The organism is Agrococcus terreus (assembly GCF_014645235.1).
Classification (GTDB): domain Bacteria; phylum Actinomycetota; class Actinomycetes; order Actinomycetales; family Microbacteriaceae; genus Agrococcus; species Agrococcus terreus.
In genome coordinates this window covers 1,037,255-1,058,259 of the sequence record NZ_BMLM01000001.1, presented here as the reverse complement: position 1 = coordinate 1,058,259, position 21,005 = coordinate 1,037,255, and the positions used below count along the sequence as shown (strand labels likewise).

At 75.0% G+C, this 21,005-nt stretch carries 15 protein-coding genes and 1 riboswitch; of the genes, 4 read left to right on the top strand and 11 right to left on the bottom strand.

Annotated elements, in window-relative coordinates:
• Positions 1-129: 129 nt before the first annotated feature.
• Positions 130-1,944, bottom strand: coding sequence for an ABC transporter family substrate-binding protein (locus tag IEW90_RS05165; protein ID WP_229679490.1), 1,815 nt, complete (start codon positions 1,942-1,944; stop codon positions 130-132).
• A 219-nt stretch (positions 1,945-2,163) separates the two neighbouring features.
• Between IEW90_RS05165 and IEW90_RS05160 the strand changes: the two genes are divergently transcribed.
• Positions 2,164-2,973 carry a CPBP family intramembrane glutamic endopeptidase gene (locus IEW90_RS05160; protein ID WP_188718119.1) on the top strand — a complete coding sequence of 270 codons (810 nt, stop codon included), beginning with the start codon at positions 2,164-2,166 and terminating at the stop codon, positions 2,971-2,973.
• Positions 2,974-2,997: 24 nt separating this feature from the next.
• Here the strand turns inward: IEW90_RS05160 and IEW90_RS05155 are convergent, their stop codons facing one another.
• The 10 genes from IEW90_RS05155 to IEW90_RS05110 all read right to left on the bottom strand — a co-directional run bounded on the left by IEW90_RS05155 (position 2,998) and on the right by IEW90_RS05110 (position 15,523).
• A complete protein-coding gene (locus tag IEW90_RS05155; protein WP_188716725.1) occupies positions 2,998-4,785 on the bottom strand; it encodes an ABC transporter substrate-binding protein in 1,788 nt (595 codons plus the stop codon).
• On the bottom strand, positions 4,785-7,616 hold the full coding sequence (gcvP, locus tag IEW90_RS05150) for an aminomethyl-transferring glycine dehydrogenase (protein ID WP_188716723.1): 2,832 nt from the start codon (positions 7,614-7,616) through the stop codon (positions 4,785-4,787). The genes IEW90_RS05155 and gcvP overlap by 1 nt, the downstream gene beginning before the upstream one ends.
• Positions 7,616-7,975 carry a glycine cleavage system protein GcvH gene (gene gcvH / locus IEW90_RS05145; protein WP_188716721.1) on the bottom strand — a complete coding sequence of 120 codons (360 nt, stop codon included), beginning with the start codon at positions 7,973-7,975 and terminating at the stop codon, positions 7,616-7,618. Before gcvH ends, gcvP begins: the two co-directional genes overlap by 1 nt.
• Positions 7,972-9,117 carry a glycine cleavage system aminomethyltransferase GcvT gene (gene gcvT / locus IEW90_RS05140; RefSeq protein ID WP_188716719.1) on the bottom strand — a complete coding sequence of 382 codons (1,146 nt, stop codon included), beginning with the start codon at positions 9,115-9,117 and terminating at the stop codon, positions 7,972-7,974. Before gcvT ends, gcvH begins: the two co-directional genes overlap by 4 nt.
• 61 nt (positions 9,118-9,178) lie before the next feature.
• A riboswitch (glycine riboswitch) is annotated at positions 9,179-9,265 on the bottom strand.
• Between the two features lie 29 nt (positions 9,266-9,294).
• On the bottom strand, positions 9,295-9,639 hold the full coding sequence (mnhG, locus tag IEW90_RS05135) for a monovalent cation/H(+) antiporter subunit G (RefSeq protein ID WP_188716717.1): 345 nt from the start codon (positions 9,637-9,639) through the stop codon (positions 9,295-9,297).
• On the bottom strand, positions 9,636-9,935 hold the full coding sequence (locus IEW90_RS05130; RefSeq protein WP_188716715.1) for an MrpF/PhaF family protein: 300 nt from the start codon (positions 9,933-9,935) through the stop codon (positions 9,636-9,638). The genes mnhG and IEW90_RS05130 overlap by 4 nt, the downstream gene beginning before the upstream one ends.
• Positions 9,935-10,609, bottom strand: coding sequence for a Na+/H+ antiporter subunit E (locus IEW90_RS05125; protein WP_188716713.1), 675 nt, complete (start codon positions 10,607-10,609; stop codon positions 9,935-9,937). The genes IEW90_RS05130 and IEW90_RS05125 overlap by 1 nt, the downstream gene beginning before the upstream one ends.
• Positions 10,606-12,114 (bottom strand): Na+/H+ antiporter subunit D, encoded by a 1,509-nt coding sequence (locus IEW90_RS05120; RefSeq protein ID WP_188716711.1) that lies wholly within the window; start codon positions 12,112-12,114, stop codon positions 10,606-10,608. The genes IEW90_RS05125 and IEW90_RS05120 overlap by 4 nt, the downstream gene beginning before the upstream one ends.
• Positions 12,114-12,695 (bottom strand): Na(+)/H(+) antiporter subunit C, encoded by a 582-nt coding sequence (locus tag IEW90_RS05115; protein WP_188716709.1) that lies wholly within the window; start codon positions 12,693-12,695, stop codon positions 12,114-12,116. Before IEW90_RS05115 ends, IEW90_RS05120 begins: the two co-directional genes overlap by 1 nt.
• Positions 12,692-15,523 carry a Na+/H+ antiporter subunit A gene (locus IEW90_RS05110; RefSeq protein ID WP_229679489.1) on the bottom strand — a complete coding sequence of 944 codons (2,832 nt, stop codon included), beginning with the start codon at positions 15,521-15,523 and terminating at the stop codon, positions 12,692-12,694. Before IEW90_RS05110 ends, IEW90_RS05115 begins: the two co-directional genes overlap by 4 nt.
• Before the next feature lie 111 nt (positions 15,524-15,634).
• Here IEW90_RS05110 and IEW90_RS05105 point away from each other — a divergent pair, with 111 nt between their 5' ends.
• Genes IEW90_RS05105 through IEW90_RS05095 form a run of 3 tightly spaced genes read left to right on the top strand, consistent with a single transcriptional unit; the run spans position 15,635 to position 20,996 of the window.
• Entirely contained in the window at positions 15,635-16,807 is a 1,173-nt protein-coding gene (locus IEW90_RS05105; protein ID WP_188716705.1) for an exonuclease SbcCD subunit D, read from the top strand.
• A complete protein-coding gene (locus IEW90_RS05100; protein WP_188716703.1) occupies positions 16,804-19,842 on the top strand; it encodes an AAA family ATPase in 3,039 nt (1,012 codons plus the stop codon). The genes IEW90_RS05105 and IEW90_RS05100 overlap by 4 nt, the downstream gene beginning before the upstream one ends.
• A gap of 41 nt (positions 19,843-19,883) precedes the next feature.
• Entirely contained in the window at positions 19,884-20,996 is a 1,113-nt protein-coding gene (locus IEW90_RS05095) for an SLOG cluster 4 domain-containing protein (RefSeq protein WP_188716700.1), read from the top strand.
• Positions 20,997-21,005 lie beyond the last annotated feature (9 nt).

Genomic DNA, 21,005 nt, shown 5'->3' with positions numbered 1-21,005 from the left:
CTCCGTTCGATCGGAGATCGCGCGGGTCTCGCGCGATCGTGTCGAGCACGGGTTGGCCGTGCCTGCCGGGACCGGGGTCCCGGCAGGCACGGCCGGGTCAGAACACTATCGGGTAATCAGCGCGTCGGCTCACTCGCCGGCGAGCGTCCACTCCCAGGTGTTCCAGATGGCGCCCGTCTGGCCGCCGTTGTAGACGACGCCCTCGACCGTGCCGTTGGTGGCGACGAGACCGGGGGTCTGGAAGAGCGGGAGGCCGTAGAAGTCCTCGCGCGACAGGCGGTCGATCTCGATCTGGATCTCCGTGAGGCGCTCCTCGTCGTCGATCGTGACCTGCGACTCGTCGGCCAGGGCGTCCACCTCGGCGTTCGAGTAGCCGTTGTAGTTGCCGCCGCCGTTCGTCTGCCAGATCTGCGGGAGCGAGGCGTAGCCGACACCGGGCGAGATCCAGCCGAAGATCGACGCGTCGTAGTCGCCGCTGCCGAGCAGGCTCGACCAGTCGGGCGAGCCGGCGTCCTCGACCACGAAGCCGGCCTGCTGCGCGCTGGCCTGGATCAGCTGGAAGGCGTCGACGCGGTTCGGGTTCTCCGTGTTGTAGAGGATCCGGACCGTCGGCGTGGCGCCGGCGAGCAGCTCGGTGGCGCGCTCGATGTCGGGCTCGGCGAAGTCGCTGTAGCCGTTGGCCGCGACCGCGTCCGCGTACTGCGGCTGGTTCGAGACGAACTGCTGCGAGTTCAGCACCTCGGCGTCCTCCTGGACCGGCGTGACGATCGCCTCGAGGATCTGCTGGCGCGGGATGGTCAGCAGGAAGGCCTCGCGGACGGCCGGGTCGGAGAAGACCTCGGAGTTGAACGTGAGGTCGAGGTGGTCGTACGAGAGCTGCGCGCCCTCGATGAGCGTGCCGCCGAAGCCGTCGATGGCAGCCACGGTGTCAGCCGAGGGCTGCGGCTCGATGACGTCGACCTCGCCGTTCTGGAGGGCCGAGATCTGCGCGTTCGGGTCGCCGATGAAGCGGATGATGAGCTCGTCGAACGACGGCGTCATCTCGCCGCGCCACTCCGGGTTGAGGCCGAAGGAGATGAACCCGCCGTCGTCGGCCTGGAAGTCCTTGGGGATCCACATGCCGGCACCGACGAGGAGGCCTTCGTCCTCGGGCATCGCGGTGATGTTGTAGCCCGTGTTCCAGAGCTCGGCGAGCGACGTGAGCTGCTCGTTGGGCTCAGCGGGGCTCTCGGGGTTGCCCTCGGGCGTCTCCTCGAGGAACGTCGCGAGCTCCTCGACCGAGCCGAAGCCCGCCGCCTCGGCGAACACGTGCGCCGGCTTGTTGATGAGGTTGACGAGGTTCCAGTCGACGTAGGGCTCGCCGTACGTCAGCGTGAGCGTGCCGGCCTCCTCGTCGATCTCGGGGAACGCGGTCGTGTCGAGACCGGCGGTCGAGCCCGCGAGCTGGAAGTAGACGTTGCCCTCGGTGACCTCGCCGGTGGCGGGGTCGAAGGTGGCGTCGTCGTAGTAGCCCGAGCCGATCGCCCACGACAGCAGGAGGTCGGTCGTCGTCATCTCGGTGCCGTCGGACCACACCGCGTCGGGGTTCAGCGTGTACTGGACCGTCAGCGGGTCGTCGCTGATGAGCTCCATCGTGCCGTTCGTCTCGTCGGGGACGATGTTGAACTCGTTGTCGACGTACATGAACGAACCGGGACCGGTGCCCGCGCCCATGAGGTAGTCGACCATGCCGTTCGTGTTGAGGTTGGTGTCCGGCGTGCCCGAGTTCAGCGCGGTCGCGGCGTTGGTCTGCGCGATGCTGATCGTGCCGCCGGTCGTGGCGTCGCCGCCCTCCGACTCGCTGGGCGCCGGGGTCGTGGTGCAGCCCGCGAGCGCGAGCGCGGCTCCGGCGGCGACGGCGACACCGGCGAGCGCGCGGCCGCGCCACCTGTTCGTGTTCGTCAATGTTCCTCCTGTGCAAGGTGAGCGCGCGACCGAGGGGCCGCAGTGCTCCGGATGAGTGCCACTGTATGGGCGCCGCGCGAGCGCGCGCGGCCAGGCAACCAGATCGTTACCAAGTCGGTGCCGAACCGTGATCCGGTGCGCTGGGCCTTGCGCGGACGCAACAGATCGCCCCTGAGGAGCGCATCGGGTGCGCATGGCGCGCGGCCGTACGCTGATGCCGTGACCGACTCCGAGGCCCTCCGGACGCCCGTGGACCCCGACCGCCAGGCGCCGCCCAGCAGCCGACGGCTCTGGTGGGAGCTCGGCATCGTGCTGCTGCTCTCGCTCGGCGCGAGCGCGCTGTGGTCGGTGCTCCAGTTCATCGACGTCTCGACCCGCGACCGGCCCATCGGCGAGCAGCAGGTGGCGCTCAACCCGTCGCGCTCGGACCGCGCCTGGCTCGACCTCGCGTACCAGCTGACCGGCATCGCGCTCGACGTCGTGCCGGTGGCGCTCGTGTGCTGGCTGTTGTGGCGCATGCGCAGGCCGCACCTCGGCGCCCTGGGCATCGACGGCGCCCGCCCGATCCGCGACACCGCGTGGGGCACCGCGCTCGTGCTCGTCATCGGCGTGCCGGGCCTCGCGCTGTACTTCGCGGGCCGCGCGATGGGCCTGACCGTCGCGGTGGTGCCGTCGCCGCTCGACGCGCACTGGTTCACGGTGCCGGTGCTGCTGCTCTCGGCGCTGCGGGCCGGCCTCACCGAGGAGGTGATCGTCGTCGGCTACCTCTTCGAGCGGCTGCGGCGGCTCGGCTGGGGCACGTGGCCGATCATCCTCGCCGCCGCGGCCCTCCGCGGCGTCTACCACCTGTACCAGGGCGTGCCGGGGATGGTCGGCAACGTCGCGATGGGCGTGCTCTTCGGCTGGCTCTATGCCCGCACCGGGCGGCTCGTGCCGCTCATCGTCGCGCACACGCTCATCGACGTCGCCGTGTTCGTCGGCTACCCGTGGGCGTACGCGACGTTCCCTGCGCTGTTCGGCGCCTCCTAGGCGCGACGGCCCGCGCGCGACGCGTCAGGGCGTCGCGGCCGGGTCGATGCTCCACTCCCACGCGCTCCACGTGAGCGGCGCGGAGCCCGCGCGGGGCGCGACGCCCTGCACGCCCGCGGCGCTCACGGTGAGCTGCGGCACCTGGGCGATCGGCAGCACGAGCGAGTCGGCGACGAGCGCCGCCTCGAGCTCGAGCAGCGTCGTCTCGAGCGCCTCGGGCTCGGCGGTCGAGAGCGCCTCGTCGAGCAGCGCGTCGCGCTCTGGGCTGGGCGCCGCGGCGATGCCGCCGCCGCGCCAGCGCTCGTCGATCGCCTCCACCGAGTCCGGCACCTCGACGGCGCGCAGCACCGCGTGCCAGTCGTCCTGCGCGAGCCCCTCGACGAGGTCGTCGGCGCCGCAGTCGCGCACCGACCAGCCGGCCGCCGACGCCTGCGCGGCGAGCGCGGGCAGCGCGCCGGCCGCGACGGCGTCGCCGCGGTCGTAGCGCACGCACACGTCGGTGCCGGCGGGCACCGCCGCGTCGTCGCGGAGCGCGGCCGCCTCCTCCTCGTCGGTGCGGGGGAACGCGTCCTGGAAGCCGGCGTCCTCGGCGGCATAGCCGGCGAGGCGCGTGCTCGGGAGGAAGAGGATGCCGTCGACGACGGGCGCGGACTCGGCCTCCTCCCCCAGCGCCGCCTCGACGAGCGCGCCGCGGTCGACGAGCCGCAGGAAGGCGCGTCGCGCGTCCGGCGAGCGGAACGGCCCGCGGTCGGTGCGCAGCACGAGCTCCCACCGGCGGTCGGAGCCGGCCTCGCTGAGCGTGGCACCCGTGCGCTCGAGGTCGCGCACGACCATCTGGTCGTCGGCGGCGGGGCGCACGGTCGCGACGTCGAGGTCGCCGCCCGCGACGGCGCGGAGCGCCGCGGCGTCGTCGGCGACGTCGTGCAGGGCGACGCGCTCGACGCGCGCGCCGCGGTCGCCGACGTACGACCCGTTCGCGACGAGCTCGACCCGGCCGTCGCGGACGACGTCGACGCGGTACGGGCCGCTCGAGAGGAGCGAGGCGGGGTCGGGGTCGGCCGTCGCGACGGCGAAGCCCGTGCTCCACTCCTCGGCGAGCGGCCCGAGGGCGAGCGGATCGGCCCGGTCGATCGCGTCGAGGACGCGCTGCTTGGCCTCCATCGGATCCGAGACGCCGAAGGCTCGCTGGCCGAGCACGTGGGCCGGCACGGCCACGTCGAGCATCGTGCGCCAGTCCGGCACGGGCTGCGCGAGCGGGACGTCGATCGAGCGCGCCCAGTCGTCGCGGGACGCGGCGCCGTCGGCGTGCCGGAGGCCGCCCGCGTCGGCGACGTCGAACCAGACGGCGTCCTCCGGCAGGTCGAGCGCGCCGTCCTCGCCGCGGAGCGCCTCGAGCTCGAGGTCGGGGGTCGAGAGGGCGTTCGAGCCCGCCGCCCACGCCAGCATGAGGTCGGCGGCGTCGACGGGCACGCCGTCCGACCAGCGCACGCCGTCGGCGAGGTCGTAGCGCACCGTGAACGGCGCGTCGCCGACGATCGTCGCGACGCCGAACGAGGGGTCCTCGCGGACCTCGCCCGCCGCGTCGACCTCGGCGAAGGCGCCGCGGGTCATGGCGGCGACGTCGAGGTTCGCGTCGGTGCGGCCCTGCGCGCTCGCGGCGTTGCCGCTCGTGAGCTGGCCCGACCAGGCGACGTCGACCCCCGTGCCCGGCTGGGCGGTGGCCGCGGCGTCGGGGCCGCAGGCCGTGAGCAGGCTCGCCGCGACCGCCGCCAGGGCGACGGCGGCGAGGGGACGGCGAGCCTGCGCCCGCATCAGGCGAACGCCTCGGGCGGCGGGCAGCTGCAGACGAGGTTGCGGTCGCCGCGCGCCTGGTCGATGCGCGACACCGGCGGCCAGTACTTGGCGCGCTCGACGCCCGGCACCGGGAACACGGCCTGCTCGCGCGTGTACGGGCGGTCCCACTCGCCGTGCACGATCGAGCCGGCCGTGTGCGGCGCGCGCCGGAGCGCGCTGTCGGCCAGCGGCACCTCGCCGCGGCCGATCGCGTCGGCCTCGGCCTTGATCGCGATCATCGCCTCGACGAAGCGGTCGAGCTCGGCCAGGTCCTCCGACTCCGTCGGCTCGACCATGAGCGTGCCCGCGACCGGGAACGACATCGTCGGCGCGTGGAAGCCGTAGTCGACGAGGCGCTTCGCGACGTCGTCGTTCGTGACCCCCGTCGCCTCCTTCAGCGGCCGCAGGTCGAGGATGCACTCGTGCGCGACGAGCCCGTGGTCGCCCGTGTAGAGCACCGGGAAGTGGTCGCGGAGGCGCGCGGCGACGTAGTTCGCCGCGAGGACGGCCGTCGCCGTGGCCCGCGTGAGGCCCTCCATGCCCATCATGCGCACGTACGCCCACGAGATCGGCAGGATCGACGCCGAGCCCCACGGCGCGGCCGAGACCGGGTTCGCGCCGACGAGCACGCCGTCGACCTCCTCCGGGGCCTCGCGCGGGTCGCGCGGCAGGAACGGCGCGAGGTGCGCCTTCGCCGCGACCGGGCCCACGCCCGGGCCGCCGCCGCCGTGCGGGATGCAGAACGTCTTGTGCAGGTTGAGGTGGCTGACGTCGCCGCCGATCTCGCCGAAGGTCGCGTGGCCGAGCAGCGCGTTGAGGTTCGCGCCGTCGATGTAGACCTGGCCGCCCGCCGCGTGCACGAGCTCGCAGACGCGGCGGACGTCGGCCTCGTACACGCCGTGCGTCGACGGGTAGGTGATCATGAGCGCCGCGAGCGAGGCCGCGTTCGCCTCGATCTTCGCCTCGAGGTCGGCGAGGTCGACGTCGCCCGTCGCGCTCGTCGCCACGACGACGACGCGCATGCCCGCGAGCACGGCGGATGCCGCGTTCGTGCCGTGCGCCGAGGCCGGGATGAGCACGACGTCGCGGTGGTCGTCGCCGTTCGAGCGGTGCCAGCCGCGGATGGCCATGAGGCCCGCGAGCTCGCCCTGCGCACCCGAGTTCGGCTGCAGCGAGACGGTGTCGTAGCCGGTGATCGCGGCGAGCCACGAGCCGAGCTGGTCGACGAGCTCGAGCGAGCCGGCGGCGTCCTCGAGGGGGCCGTACGGGTGGATCGCCGAGAGCTCGGGCCAGGTGACGGCCTCCATCTCGGCCGCCGCGTTGAGCTTCATCGTGCACGAGCCGAGCGGGATCATGCCGCGGTCGAGCGCGTAGTCGCGGTCGGCGAGGCGCTTCGCGTAGCGCATGAGCTGCGTCTCGGAGCGGTGCGTGCGGAACACCTCGTGCTCCATGAAGGCGCTCTCGCGCGCGAGCGCGGCGGGGACCGCGCGCTCGCCCTTCCCCGCATCCGACCAGCCGAGCGCCTCGAGCAGGGCGCCGACGCCCGGCTCGACCCACGTCTCGTCGAACGACGCGTGCAGCACGTCATCGCCCACGCGGTGCAGGAGCATCCCGGCATCGCCCGCGGCGGCCTGCAGCGCGGCGGCGCGGCCGGGCACGCGCACGCGCACGGTGTCGAAGAACGCGTCGTGCACGACCTCTGCACCCGCGGCTCGGGCGGCGGCGGCGAAGCGCGCGGCGACGCCGTGGACGCCCTCGGCGATCGCGCGGATGCCCTCGGCCCCGTGGTAGACGCCGTACATCGAGGCCATGACGGCGAGCAGCACCTGCGCGGTGCAGATGTTGCTCGTCGCCTTCTCGCGGCGGATGTGCTGCTCGCGCGTCTGCAGCGTCAGCCGGTACGCGGGGTAGCCGTCGGCGTCGACCGAGACGCCGACCAGGCGGCCCGGGAGCTGACGCGTGAGCGACTCGGCGACGGCCATGAAGCCGGCGTGCGGGCCGCCGAAGCCCATCGGCACGCCGAAGCGCTGCGACGAGCCGACGACGATGCGGGCGCCCTGGCTGCCGGGCGACTCGACGAGCGCGAGCGCGAGCAGGTCGGCGGCCGCGACGGGCACGCCGCCCGCCTCGGTCGACGCGGCGAAGTGCGCGGACGGGTCCCACACGCGGCCGGACGCGCCCGGCACCTGCGCGACGAGGCCGAACGCCTCCGGCAGAGCGGCGGGCGCCGTCTCGGCGAGCGGCACCTCGACGAGCTCGATGCCGGTGGCCTCGGCGCGGTGGCGCAGCAGCGCCTTCGACTGCGGCAGCAGGTCGGCGTCGACGACGAAGGTCGACGAGGCGGCCTTCGAGGCGCGGCGCGCGAGCAGCATCGCCTCGACGACCGCGGTGCCCTCGTCGAGCATCGACGCGTTCGCGATGTCGAGGCCCGCGAGGTCGGCGACCATCGTCTGGTAGTTGATGAGCGCCTCGAGGCGGCCCTGGCTGATCTCGGGCTGGTAGGGCGTGTACGCCGTGTACCAGGACGGGTTCTCGAGGATGAGGCGCTTGATCGGCGGCGGCGTGATCGTGCCGTGGTAGCCGAGGCCGATCGCGCTGCGGCGCACCGTGTTGCGGCTCGCGAGCGCGCGCAGCTCCGCGAGCGCGGCGGTCTCGGACGCGGCCTCACCGATGGCGGCGCCCGCCGAGCGGATGCCCGCGGGCACCGCGGCGTCCATGAGCGCCTCGAGCGAGTCGAAGCCGACGGCCTCGAGCATGACGGCCTCCGCCGCCCCATCGATGCCGATGTGGCGGTCCGCGAAGGGCAGCATCAGGCGGTGAGCTCGCGGTAGGCGGCCTCGTCGAGCAGCGCGGGCTGCTCGGTGAAGCGCACCTTGACGAGCCAGCCGTCGGCCTCGGGCGCCGAGTTCACGAGCGTCGGGTCGCCCGCGACCTCGTCGTTGACCTCGACGACCTCGCCTGCGGCGGGGGCGAGCAGCTCGCCGACCGACTTCGTCGACTCGATCTCGCCGATCGACTCGCCGGAGGCGAACGAGCGGCCCACGCCCGGGAGGTCGACGTAGACGACGTCGCCGAGCTGGGCCTGCGCGTAGTCGGTGATGCCGATGACGTGGAGGTCGCCCTCGGTGCGGACCCACTCGTGATCCTGGGTGTACTGGGTGTCGCTCATGCTCGGGCCTCTCGGGTGTAGAAGGGCAGCTGGGTGACGGCGGCCGGCAGCTGGGTGCCGCGCACGTCGACGGTCAGGGAGTCGGAGTTCGCCGAGCCGGGCTCGACGAGCGCCATCGCGATCGGGCGGCCGAGCGTGGGCGAGAGCGCCCCGCTCGTGACCTCGCCGACGACGCGGCCGCCGTCGAGCACCGGGTAGCCGGCGCGCGGTGCGCGGCGGCCCTCGGCCGTGAGCGCGACGAGCACCGGGGCGCCCTCCGCGGGGCCCGCCTCGACGGCGGCGCGGCCGACGAAGTCGCCCTTCGTGCGCAGCGCCGGCACGCGGCCGAGGCCGACCTGCGCGGGCTGGGTCGCGAGCGAGAGCTCGTGCCCGTAGAGCGGCATGCCCGCCTCGAGGCGCAGCGTGTCGCGCGCGGCGAGGCCGCAGAGCGCGAGGCCGTGCTCCTCTCCGGCGAGCACGATGGCGCGCCAGAGGTCCTCGGCGGCGTGGGCGGCGATGTACAGCTCGAAGCCGTCCTCGCCCGTGTAGCCGGTGCGGGCGACGAGCACGTCCTCGCCCTCGAACACCGCCTCGAGCGCGCGGTAGTACCGGAGGCCCTCCAGGGGCTCCGACTCGAGGCCGATCGCGCCGACGATCGCGGCGGCGGCGGGACCCTGCACGGCGATGAGCGCGGTCTCGTCGGTCTCGTCGACGAGCGTCGCGTCGAGGCCGGCGATGCGCTCGGCGATCGCGTCGGCCGCGGCGCGGCGGTTGCCGGCGTTCGCGACGACGAGGTACTCGGCCTCGCCCAGCCGGTAGACGATGAGGTCGTCGACGATGCCGCCGTCGTCGGCGAGCAGGAGCGTGTACTTCGCCTGGCCGAGCTCGAGCGCCGAGAGGCGCCCGGCGAGCGCGCGATCGAGCGCCGCGCCCGCCTCGGCGCCGCGCACGCGGAGCTCCGCCATGTGGCTGAGGTCGAACAGCCCCGCCCGCTCGCGCACCGCCTGGTGCTCGGCGAGGTCGGAGCCGTAGCGCACCGGCATCGCCCAGCCGGCGAAGTCGACGAGCTGCGCGCCCGCGGCCTCGTGCACGGCGTGCAGCGGCGTGCGCTGCGGGGCGGCGGGCTCCTGGCCTGCTGCGGTCGATGGTGCGTCTGCGGTCATGAGTCCTCCGTCGGGTCCGGACTCCCCCACTGTCGCAGCCTCGCGGCGTGCTCCAGAGCGGCCTTCCCGTACGGTTCGAGGACCTGAGAGTTTGGCGGGGAGGCTTGCTCCTTCGGTGCCCCCGGAGGGGCTCTCCCGCACGGGCTGCAGCGGCCTGCTGTGCTTCTGCGAGCGATCCTAGCGGGTCTCGCCCTGCTCGTCGCGCTCGTCGACGACGAGGTCGGCGCGGTACTGGCCTGTGCGGTGCGCGGCCTTCGCCATCATCTGCGTGGCGACGGGCGCCGTGACGAGCTGGAGGCCCGCGGCGAGCACGAGCATCGCCGTCGCCGAGCCGTCGCGGAGCACGAGCGCGAGGCCCGCGCACAGCAGCAGGAAGCCGAGCGTCTGCGGCTTCGAGGCCGCATGCATGCGGTTGAGCACGTCGGGCAGCCGCACGAGGCCGATCGCCGCCGTGAGCGCGAGCGCCGCGCCCAGCAGGATCAGCACGGCCCCCGTCACGTCGAGCACGCCCTCGAGCGTCATGCGCCCTCCCCCTTCCGCCGCGGCTTCTCGCCGACGACGCCCTGGCGCCCCGCGATGAAGCGAGCGACCGAGACGGTGCCCGCGAACGCGAGCAGCGACAGGATGAGGATCACCGGGATCGTGTACGCGTGGTGGTTGATGGCCGCCTCGACGGCGAGCGTGCCCGCGACGATGGCGATGAGCACGTCGGTCGCGACGACGCGGTCGCTCGGGTTCGGGCCGCGCACGATGCGGATGAGCGTGAGCGCGGCGGCCGCCGCGAGCATGAGGCCCGCGATGACGAGCACGATCTCCATCAGCGCTCCTCCTGGTCGTGGCTGGCCGGCTGGTCGTGGCTGGCCGGCTGGTCGTGGCTGGCCGGCCGGTCGTGGCTGGCCGGCCGGTCGGCCCGGTCGTCGGCGCCGCGCGCGTCGGCGGTCGCGGGGTGCGCGCCGGCGGCGCCGCCCTGCCGCAGCAGCGCCCGGTCCTCGGCGGTGCCGAAGGCGCGGATCACGGTCGCCTCGGTGGCGCGCACGCTCGCGCGCGCCCGCTCCACGGCGGCGTCGCTCGAGGCATCGAACACGTGCACGAGCAGCGCGCCGTCCTCGGCGTCGACCGCGACCGAGCCGGGCACGAGCGAGACGAGCTCGGCGGTGATGACGGTGATGAACGGCGAGTCGGTGCGCAGCTCGACGCGGATGATCGCGTTGCGGGTCGGCCGCCAGAACGCGAGCACCTGCGCGGCCACCTGGAAGCTCGACACGAGCAGGCCGCCGAGGGTGACGAGCACGAGCCGCGCGAAGCCGATCGGGTGGAACGAGTCGAGCTCCGGCACGTCGGGCAGCGGGAAGGCGACCTGGATGAGCAGCGCGACGAGCACGCCGAACAGCGCCGACCCGACCGTGAGCTCGCCCCAGAGCAGCATCCACACGATCGTGAGGCCGACGGTGGCGGTCCACGAGACGCGGTAGCGGAGGGCGGGGCGGTTCACGGCTGCGCCTCCTCGACCGCGACGTGGTAGGCCCCGTCGCGGATGTCGTGGGCCGCGCGGGCCGCGTAGTCGGTGAGCGGACCGGCGAGCACGGTGAGCGAGACGGTGATGCCGACGAGCGCCGACGCGGCGACCACCCAGATGCGCGGCAGCACGCGGAGCGACAGCTTGCGCTCCTCCGACTCGGCGCGGTCCTGCCAGAACGCGCGCTGCCACACGCGGATGACGGCGATGAGCGTGAGGAGGCTCGTCGCGACGCCCGCGATGACGGCGACGAGCGCGAGCGGCGAGCCGGTCTCGAGCGCGCCGTCGATGAGCGCCACCTTGCCGATGAAGCCGGAGAACGGCGGGATGCCGCCCAGGTTGAGCGCGGGTACGAGGTAGAGCGCGGCGAGCAGGGGCACGGCGGCGAGGCCGCCGAGCCGGGACAGGCTCGTGGAGCCTCCCACCCGTTCGATGAGCCCCACGACGATGAACAGCGCCGTCTGCACGAGGATGTGGTGGACGATGTAGAAGATCGCGCCCGCGAGGCCCGCCTCGGTGCCGAGGGCGACGCCGAGCAGCATGTAGCCGATGTGGCTCACGAGCGTGAACGACAGCAGACGCTTGATCTCGCCCTGCGCGAGCGCGCCCAGGATGCCGAGCAGCATCGTGAGGATCGCGGCGACGAGCAGCAGGTCGGTGAGCGGGCTCTCGGGGAAGAGGATCGTCTGCAGGCGGATGATCGCGAAGACGCCGACCTTCGTGAGGAGGCCCGCGAAGACCGCCGTGACGCTCGCGGGCGCGGTCGGGTAGGAGTCCGGCAGCCACGCCTGCAGCGGGAAGACGGCCGCCTTGATGCCGAACACGACGAGCAGCAGCAGCTGGATGGTGAGCTGCAGCCCCGGGTCGAGCGCGGCGAGGCGCTCGGGCAGCTGCGCGAAGCTCACGGTGCCGGTGGCGCCGTAGACGATCGAGATGGCGAGCAGGAACAGCGTGGACGAGACGACGCTCACGACCACGTACGTCGATCCCGCGCGCACCCGCTCCTTCGTGGCGCCGAGCATGATGAGCACGTACGAGGCGAACAGCAGGATCTCGAAGCCGACGAAGAGGTTGAAGAGGTCGCCCGCGAGGAACGCGTTCGCGACGCCCGCCGTCAGCACGAGGAACGTCGGGTGGAAGACCGAGACCGGCGCCCCTTCGGCGCTGTCGGCGATGTCGCGCCGCGAGGGGAAGATCACGACGAGCGCGGTGACGATGCTCGAGACGAGCACCATGAGCGCCGAGAGCCGGTCGGCGACGAGCACGATGCCGGTGCCGTCGGGCCAGCTGCCGACCCACAGGACGATCGGGCCCATCCGGTCGGCGGCGAGGCACAGCACGAGCGCGAGCACCGCGTTGAGCGCGAGCGTCGAGGCGGAGACGACCCGCTGCGCGCCGGGGCGGCGCGCGAGGCCGAGCGTCACGCCCGCGGCGAGCAGCGGCAGCAGCACCGGGACGGGGACGAGGTTGGCGAGGTCCATCAGCGATCCCCCTGCCCGTCGCCGGGCCGCTCGCCCAGGCGCTCGCCGGGCTCGCGCACCTCGGGCCGCCGCGCGACCTCGGCCTCGCCGGGCTCCTCGCCCTGCGCCGTCTCGGTGGGCTCGGGCTCGTCGTCGCCCTCCTCGTCGAGCACGAGGCGGCCTCCGGACTCCGTGTCGTCGTCGCCGCCCGAGGTGGGCTCGACGTGCGCCTCGCTCGACAGGTCGGCCTGCGCGCGACGGCGGACGATCGAGTCCTCGACGTCGTCGGCGACCTCGTCGTGGCCCTCGAGCTGGAAGGAGCGGTACGACATGGCGAGCAGGAACGCGCTCGTCGCGAGCGCGATGACGATCGCCGTGAGCACCATCGCCTGCGGCAGCGGGTCGGCGATCTCGTCGCGCGGCTCGCCGATGATGGGCGCCAGCCCCGCGGGGCCGGCGGCGACGAGGAAGAGCAGGTTGACGCCGTTGCCCGCGAGCATGACGCCGAGCAGGATGCGCATGAGGCTGCGCTCGAGCAGCATGTAGACGCCGGCGGCGATGAGCGCGCCGCCCGCGATCGCGAGCACGAGCGAGGGGGTCACGAGCGCACCTCCGCGCCGGGCAGCGAGCGGTCGGAGCCGTACTGCGGCCTGGGGGCCACGTTCTGCTCGCCGTGCAGGTCGACGCCGGCGCCGAGCGAGCGGACGAAGTCGAGCATCGCGCCCACCACGATGAGCCAGACGCCCACGTCGAAGATCAGGGTCGTCACGAACGACAGCTCGCCGATGATCGGCAGCTCGACCGCGAGCTTGTACGACTCGCCGATGCGGCCGCCGATGAGCATCGGCCAGACCATGCTGAGCACGGCGAGCGCCATGCCGACGCCGAGCAGCTTGCCCGCGTCGAAGGGCACGGCCTCGACGAGCTCGTCGCGGCCGCCCGCGAGGTAGCGCACGGCGAGCGCGATGCCCGCGACGAGGCCGCCGGCGAAGCCGCCGCCCGGCAGGTAGTGGCCGACGGCGAGGAGGTAGATCGAGACCGCCATCATCACCGGGAACAGCAGGCGGGTCATCATCTCGAGCACCGGGGAGGCGAGCGCCTCGTCGGCGAACGCGCCGCGCAGCCAGGTGCGGCGGCCCGGGCCGTCGGGCGACTGCCGCAGCACCGCGGCGCCGCGCGTCGGGCGGCGGACGAAGATGAGGCTCGCGACGCCCGTGGCGGCGGCCAGCACGACCGACAGCTCGCCGAGGGTGTCCCACGCGCGCGTGTCGACGAGCGTGACGTTGACGATGTTCTGGCCGAAGCCGAACTCGTACGCGTAGTCGTAGAAGAGCTCCGAGATGGGCTCGGCGGTGCGCGCCTGCAGGGCGGCGAGGGCCGCGACGGCGGCGATCGTGCCGACCGCGATGCCGAGCAGCGCGCGCAGCCAGCGGGCGGCCCGGAGCGGCCGGTTCGTGAAGTACTTCGGCAGGCGGCGCAGCACGAGCACGAGCACGATGAGGAACACCGTCTCGGTGAGCGCCTGCGTGAGCGCGAGGTCGGGGGCGCCGTGGAGCAGGAACAGCAGCGCCACGCCGTAGCCGACGACGCCGAGCAGCATGAACGCCTTCAGGCGGCCGCGGGACGTGGCGGCGAAGAAGCCCGCGACGACGACGACGGCGGCCGCGACCACCTGGCCGGCGGAGTCGAACAGGCGCACGTCGGTCGTGAGCGAGCCGGAGAGCAGCAGGGCCGAGCCCGGCAGCGCGACGAGCACCAGCAGGATCGTCGTGACGTGGAGCGGGAGCGAACCGGTCTGGATGCGGCCGGTCACCTCGACGGCGAGGCGGTCGAGGCCGCGCATGCCCGCGTGGTACGCCGTCTCGAACGGGTCCTCGCCGCCGACCTCGGTGCGGCGGGCGCCGACGGCGCGGTGGATGGCGTAGCCGACGATCCAGGCGAGCACGGAGGCGATGAGCGCGGGCGTGATGCCGTGCCACAGCGCCAGGTAGGGCGCCTCCTCGCCGCCGGGCACCGCGCCGACGTGGGGCGCGAGCACCGCGGTGATGGGCTTGCCGAGGAAGGCGAGGCCGATCGTCAGCGCCGTGAGGAGCACGGGGGCGACCACGAGCATCCGCGACCGGCGCTTGACCGGCGCGCCCTCGGGGCCGAAGAAGGTGCCCACGACGAGCCGCAGCGAGTACGCCACCGTGAGCGCGGCGCCGACGGCGATGCCGAGGAACGCGACCCAGCCGAGCCCGCCGAGCTCGCCCATGTCGTGGAGCGCGGCGTCGAGCGCCGCCTCCTTGCCGAGGAAGCCCAGCAGCGGCGGGATGCCAGCCATCGACGCGGCCGACACGATCGCCGCGGCGGCGACCACGGGCATCCGGCGCGCGAGGCCGCCGAGCTCGCGCAGGTCGCGCGTGCCCGTCGAGCGGTCGACGACGCCGATGACCATGAACAGCGCCGCCTTGAACACGGCGTGCGCGACGAGCAGCGTGAGGCCCGCCTGCATGGCCGACTGGGTGCCGATGCCGATCGTCGTGATGAGGAGGCCGAGCTGGCTCACCGTGCCGTGCGCGAGGAGCACCTTGATGTCGAGCTGCCGCATGGCGCGGATCGCGCCGAGCAGCATCGTGACGATGCCGAGCGACACGAGCGTCCAGCGCCACCAGGGCAGGTCGACGAATGCGGGCGTGAGCGCGGCGACGAGGAACACGCCCGCCTTCACCATCGCCGCGGCGTGGAGGAAGGCCGACACGGGCGTCGGCGCCGCCATCGCGCCGGGGAGCCAGTACTGGAACGGCACGATCGCCGACTTCGACAGCGCGCCCACGAGCACGAGCGCGACCGCCCACGCCGCCATCGCGGTGCGCGGCGGGTCGGCGACGGTGGCCGCGAGCGAGAAGGTGCCGGTCTCGGCCTCGAGCATCATGATGCCCGTGAGCATCGAGAGACCGCCGATGGTCGTGACGACGAGGGCCGTCTGCGCGGCGCGGCGGTTGCTCGCGGAGCGGTGGTTGAGGCCGACGAGCAGGTACGAGAAGACGGTGGTGAGCTCCCACCCGACGGCGAGCACGATGAGGTCGTCCGACAGCACGAGCAGCAGCATCGAGGCCGCGAAGGCGGTGAGGAGGCCGACGGTGCGCGCCGCGAGCGACTTCGTCTTGAAGTACCAGGCGCAGTAGACGAAGATCAGGCCGCCGACGCCGAGGACGACCATGGCGAGCACCCACTGGAGGGCTCCGAGTCGGAGGTCGATCGCGATGCCGAGCGACGGCATCCACTCGACGCGCTCCTGCAGCACCTGCCCCGAGGCGACGAGCGGCGCCTGCAGGCCGAACCAGACGGCGGCGGCCAGGCTCGCGGCGGCCGGCAGCAGGAAGACGTGGCGCCCGAGGACCCCGCTGAGGGCGCTCGCGACGACTGCCAGAGCGGCGAGTATCGTCACGGTGAGCAGCACGCGGTGCAGTCCCTCTCGAGCGGGCGGGTGGGGCTCCGACCATCCTATCGGCCGGGTGGATGCCTCCTGGACGTCAGCCGCGCCGCCTACGGTGGTCGCATGCGTCTCCTGCACACCTCCGACTGGCACGTCGGGCGCACGTTCCACGGGGCGGACACGCTCCCGGCGCTCGTCGAGGTGCTCGCCGCGATGGCCGATCGCGTTCGCCGAGAGCGCATCGACGTCGTGCTCGTCGCGGGCGACGTGTTCGACTCCGCGATGCCCGCGGGGCGCCACGTCGAGGCGCTCACCGAGGCGCTCGGCGCCATCCGGGCTGCGGGCGCCCAGCTCGTGCTCTCGAGCGGCAACCACGACTCCCCCGCGCGGCTCGGCGCGAACGCGGCCTTCGCGCGCGCCGGTGGTCTCCACCTCTCCACCGACGCGCTCGATCCGGCCTCGTGGGTCGTCGAGCTCGCCGACGAGCACGGGTCCGTGCACGTCGTCGCGATCCCCTACCTCGAGCCGGTCGTGCTGCGCGCGGCCCTGCCCGAGGCCGGCATCCGCACGCAGGCCGACGCGATGCGCTGGGCGATGGACGCCGTGCGGGCCGGGCTCGCGGCGGCCGCGGAGGCGTCGGGCGCGCCCGTGCGCTCGGTCGTGCTGGCGCACTGCTTCGCGGCGGGGGTCGCGGAGGCCGACGACGACGCGCCCCGCGACATCCGCGCGGGCGGGCTCGACGTGGTGCCGGTCGCGGCGTTCGAGGGCGTCGACTACGCGGCGCTCGGCCACATCCACTCCCGCCAGGTGCTCGCCGAGGGCGTGCGCTACTCGGGCGCGCCGCTGCACTACTCGTTCCGCGAGCGCTCGCCCGAGCGCGGCGGCTGGCTCGTCGAGCTCGACGCCGCGGGGCTCGCGGCCGTGACCTGGCTCGACCTCCCGGTGCCGCGGCCGCTCACCGAGGTGCGCGGCGAGCTCGACGCGCTGCTGGACGACCCCTCGCTCGACGGCACCGAGCAGCACTGGCTGCGCGTCGTGCTCACCGACGCCGCGATGCCGCTCGACGCGATGCGGCGGCTGCAGGCGCGCTGGCCGCGGTGCGCGCAGGTGGAGTGGGCGGGCGGCGCGGGCGCACGGACGGGCGCCGCGGTGCGCGAGCGGCTGGCGCGACGGAGCGAGCCGGAGGTCGTCGACGACTTCCTCGCGCACGTGCGCGGCGAGGGCGCGAGCGAGGCGGAGCGGGCGCTCGTGCTCGACGGCCTCGCGCGCGCGGCGGCCGCAGAGGCGGCCCGATGAGGATCCTGCGCCTCGCGCTCGAGGCGTTCGGCCCGTTCCGCGACCGCTTCGAGGTGGACTTCGGCTCGTTCGAGGGCGACGGCGTCTACCTCATCGCGGGGCCGACGGGCGCCGGCAAGTCGACGGTGCTCGACGCGATCAGCTTCGCGCTGTACGGCTCGGCGCCGCGGTACGACGAGCGCGCGCACCTGCGCAGCGACCTCGCCGGGCCCGGCTCGCCGACCGTCGTGGAGCTCGACGTGCAGCTCGGCGACCGGGTGCTGCGGGTGGTGCGCTCCCCCGAGTACGAGCGGCCGAAGGCGCGCGGCACCGGCACGACCCGCGAGCCGGCGCGGGCGACGCTGCTCGAGCGCACCGCCGACGGCTGGGACCCGGTGGCCACGACCGCGCGCGAGGTCGGGCACGAGGTCGGGCGCCTCGTCGGGCTCACGAAGCAGGAGTTCCTGCAGGTGATCCTGCTGGCGCAGGGCGGCTTCGCCGAGTTCCTGCGCGCGACGAGCGACGAGCGGAAGGCGCTGCTGCTGCGGCTGTTCGGCACGGGCGACCTCGGCCGCCTGCGCGACCTGCTCGACGCCGACCGCAAGGCGCTCGCGGCCGAGCGCGAGGCGCAGGAGGCGCTGCTCGCCGAGCGCGGACGGCGGGTGCGCGAGGCCGCGGCGGCGCTGGCGGCGGCGCGCGCGGATGCCGACGACGAGGCGGAGGGCGTGGACGACGAACCCGCGGCCGCCGCCGAGGCTGAGGGCGCGGACGACGGCGACGACGTCGAGCGCGCCGTCGACGAGGCGGAGCTCGACGCCCTCGAGGCTGCGCTCGCGGCGGCGGTCGAGGCGGCCGAGGCCGTGGCCGCCCGCGCCGGCGAGGCCGAGCGGAGCGCCCGCGTGGCGCGGGACGACGCGCGCGAGCGGGCCGCGCTGCTGCGGCGGCGCGACGCCGCGCGGGCCGCGCTCGAGGAGCTCGAGCGCACCGCTGCGGCGATCGACGCCGACCGCGCCAGGCTCGACGCGGCCGAGCGCGCCGCCGAGGCCGCGGGCGCCCTCGACCGCTGGGCTCGGGCCGACGCGGCGCTGCTCGTCGCGGACGCGGCGCTGGAGCTCGCCGCGGCCGAGCTGCCGGACGACGTCGAGGCCGAGCGCGACGCCGTCGAGGCGGCGCACGGCACGGCCGTCGACGACGCCGCGGTCGGCCAGGTGGCGGCCGAGCTCGAGCGGGCCCTGCCGAGGCTCGCCGCGGCGACCGCGAAGGCCGCGGCGGAGGCGGAGGAGGCGGCGGCGACGCTCGAGGCCGCGCGGGCCGAGCGCGCGGCAGGGCCCGCCGAGCGCGAGCGGCTCGTCGGCGCGCGCGAGGCGGCGAGCGCGGAGGCCGCCGGCGCAGAGGCTGCGGAGGCCGCGGTCGCGACGGCCGCCGAGCGGCTCGAGGCCGCGCGCGACGCCGCGCGGCTCGCGGTCGAGGTCGACGCCGCGCGGGTCGCCGCGGCCTCGGCCCTCACGGCCGCGCGCGACGCATCCGCGCACGCCGCCGCGCTGCAGGAGGCGCGCATCGCGGGCATCGCGGGCGAGCTCGCCGCGGGCCTCGCCGAGGGCGGTCCTTGCCCCGTGTGCGGCGCGACCGACCATCCCGCCCCGGCCTCGCCGTCGGCGGACGCCGCGACGCCGGAGGCGGTCGCGGCGGCCTGGGAGCGCGCGGAGGCCGCGACGGCAGCGGTGCGGGCGGCCGACGCCGCGCTCGCCGAGGTCGACGCCCGACGGGCGGCGCGCGCCGCGGTCGCGGGCGGCGACGACGAGGCAGCGCTCGGCGAGGCGCTCGCCGCCGCGCGCGCCGACCGTGGTCGAGCGCGAGAGGCGGCGGCCGAGCGGGCGCGGCTGCAGGGGGCGATCGAGGCGCACGACGCGGCCGCGGCGGCGCTCGAGGCGCGCATCGCCGCGCTCGAGGCGCAGGCGACGGAGCGCCGCGAGCACGCCGGGGCCGCCGCCGCCCGCGAGGCCGACGTGCACGAGCGGCTTGCCGACGCGCTCGAGGGCAGCGGCTCGGCGGCCGAGCTGCTGGCGCGGGCGACCGCGCGTCGCGACGCGCTGCAGCGCTGGCTCGACGCCGACGCGGGATCGACGGCCGCGCGGGCCGAGGCCGCGGAGGCCGCCGAGGCGGGCGTCGCGGCGCTCGAGGCGCACGGCTTCGCCGACCGCGGCGCGGCGGCCGCGGCCCGGCTCGAGCCGGACGAGCGCGCGGGGCTGCGCCGCCGCATCCGCGACCACGACGACCGCGAGGCGAGCGCCCGTGGCGTGCTCGCGCAGCCCGAGCTCGAGGGCCTCGGCGACGAGGCGCCCGACCTCGAGCCGCTCGAGGCCGCGCTGCAGGCGGCGACGGCCGCGCATCGCGCCGCGGCGCGCGCCGAGGCCAAGGCCGACCAGCGGCGCCGGCTCGCGCTCGCCGACGCCGCCGAGGCGCGCGCGGCGCTCGCGGCGCTCGCCGACGGCGCCGCGCACGCCGCCGCGCTCCGCTCGCTCGCGGGCGCGCTCCGCGGCGAGAACCCCAAGCGGCAGGACATCGAGACGTACGTGCTCGCGACGCGGCTCGCGGCGATCGTCGACGCCGCGAACCTGCGCCTCTCGGGCATGACGGGCGGCCGCTTCGCGCTCGTCCACGACGAGTCGACCGCCTACCGCGGGCGCGCGAGCGGCCTGGGGCTGCTCGCCCTCGACGCCCACACCGGCAAGGCGCGCACGACGGAGTCGCTCTCGGGCGGCGAGACGTTCCTCGCATCGCTCGCGCTCGCGCTCGGGCTCGCCGACGTCGTGCAGGCCGAGGCGGGCGGCGTCTCGCTCGAGACGCTCTTCGTCGACGAGGGCTTCGGCTCGCTCGACGCCGACACGCTCGAGCAGGCGATGGCGGTGCTCGACGACCTGCGCGCCGGCGGCCGCAGCGTCGGCGTGATCAGCCACGTGCAGCAGATGCAGGAGCGCATCCCCGCCCGCATCCGCGTCGTGCCCGTGCCCGGCGGCGGCAGCCGCATCGAGGTGCTCGGCGTGCAGCCGGCCTGACCTCAGGAGCGGCCGGAGCGGCCGAGGCTAGGCTCCGCTCCATGCGCGACTTCGACGAGCGGCCGCAGCACGGCCGCCGCATCGACATCGGGACCCTCGAGGCCTTCGACCGGCTCGCGAGGCCCGGTGGGCGGATGTCGGGGTGGCGCATCCAGGACGTCGACCTGCGCGACCGCGGGCCCATCCTCGAGCAGATGGACGGCCACGGCGCGCTGCTGCTCGGGGCCGACCTGCCGCCGGGCGCTGCGCAGCGGCTCGTCGCGCAGGGCGCGCTCGTCTTCAGAGACGTGCCCGAGACGCCGTTCAACGCCTACCGCTCGACGCTGTACTCACCCGACGACCTGGTGGAGGGCATCGAGCACGGCTACGAGGCCAGCTTCGACGCGCGCGTCTACGCGTGGTCGCGCACCCGCCACCACGACATCGCGAACACCCTCGCCGCGGCGCTCCACGACCACTCGATCGACGACGCGCTCGCCGAATGGGTGCAGGGCCGCATCGTGGTCGGCGTGATGGGCGGGCACGGCCTCACGCGCGACTCCGACGCCTACCGCGCCGCCGCGCACCTCGGGCACGCGCTCGCGCGCTCAGGGCGCGTCGTCGCGACGGGCGGCGGGCCCGGCGCGATGGAGGCCGCGAACCTCGGCGCGCGCGCGGCCGCCCGCACCACCGCCGAGCTCGACGCCGCGATCGACGAGCTGGCCGCGGTGCCGAGCTTCCGCGGCGCGATCCCGGCGTGGATCGAGAGCGCCCGCGCGGTCGCGGCGCGCATCGGCGACGGCGTCTCGCTCGGCATCCCCACCTGGCACTACGGGCACGAGCCACCCAACTCGTTCGCGACCTCGATCGCGAAGTACTTCCAGAACTCGGTCCGGGAGGACATCCTGCTGCGCGTCGCCACCGGCGGCGTGGTGGTGCTGCCGGGCGCCGGCGGCACCGTGCAGGAGATCTTCCAGGACGCGTGCGAGAACTCGTACGCGGCCGAGGGCGCGTGGGCGCCGCTCGTGCTGCTCGGCGAGCGCTACTGGACCGAGGAGCTGCCCGCCTGGCCGCTCCTGCAGGCGGTCATGCGCGGCCGCCCCGGCGAGGCGGGCATCGCGCTCGTCGACTCCCCCGCCGACGCCGCCGCCCGCATCGCCGCCTTCCGCCCCTAGCCCGCAGGC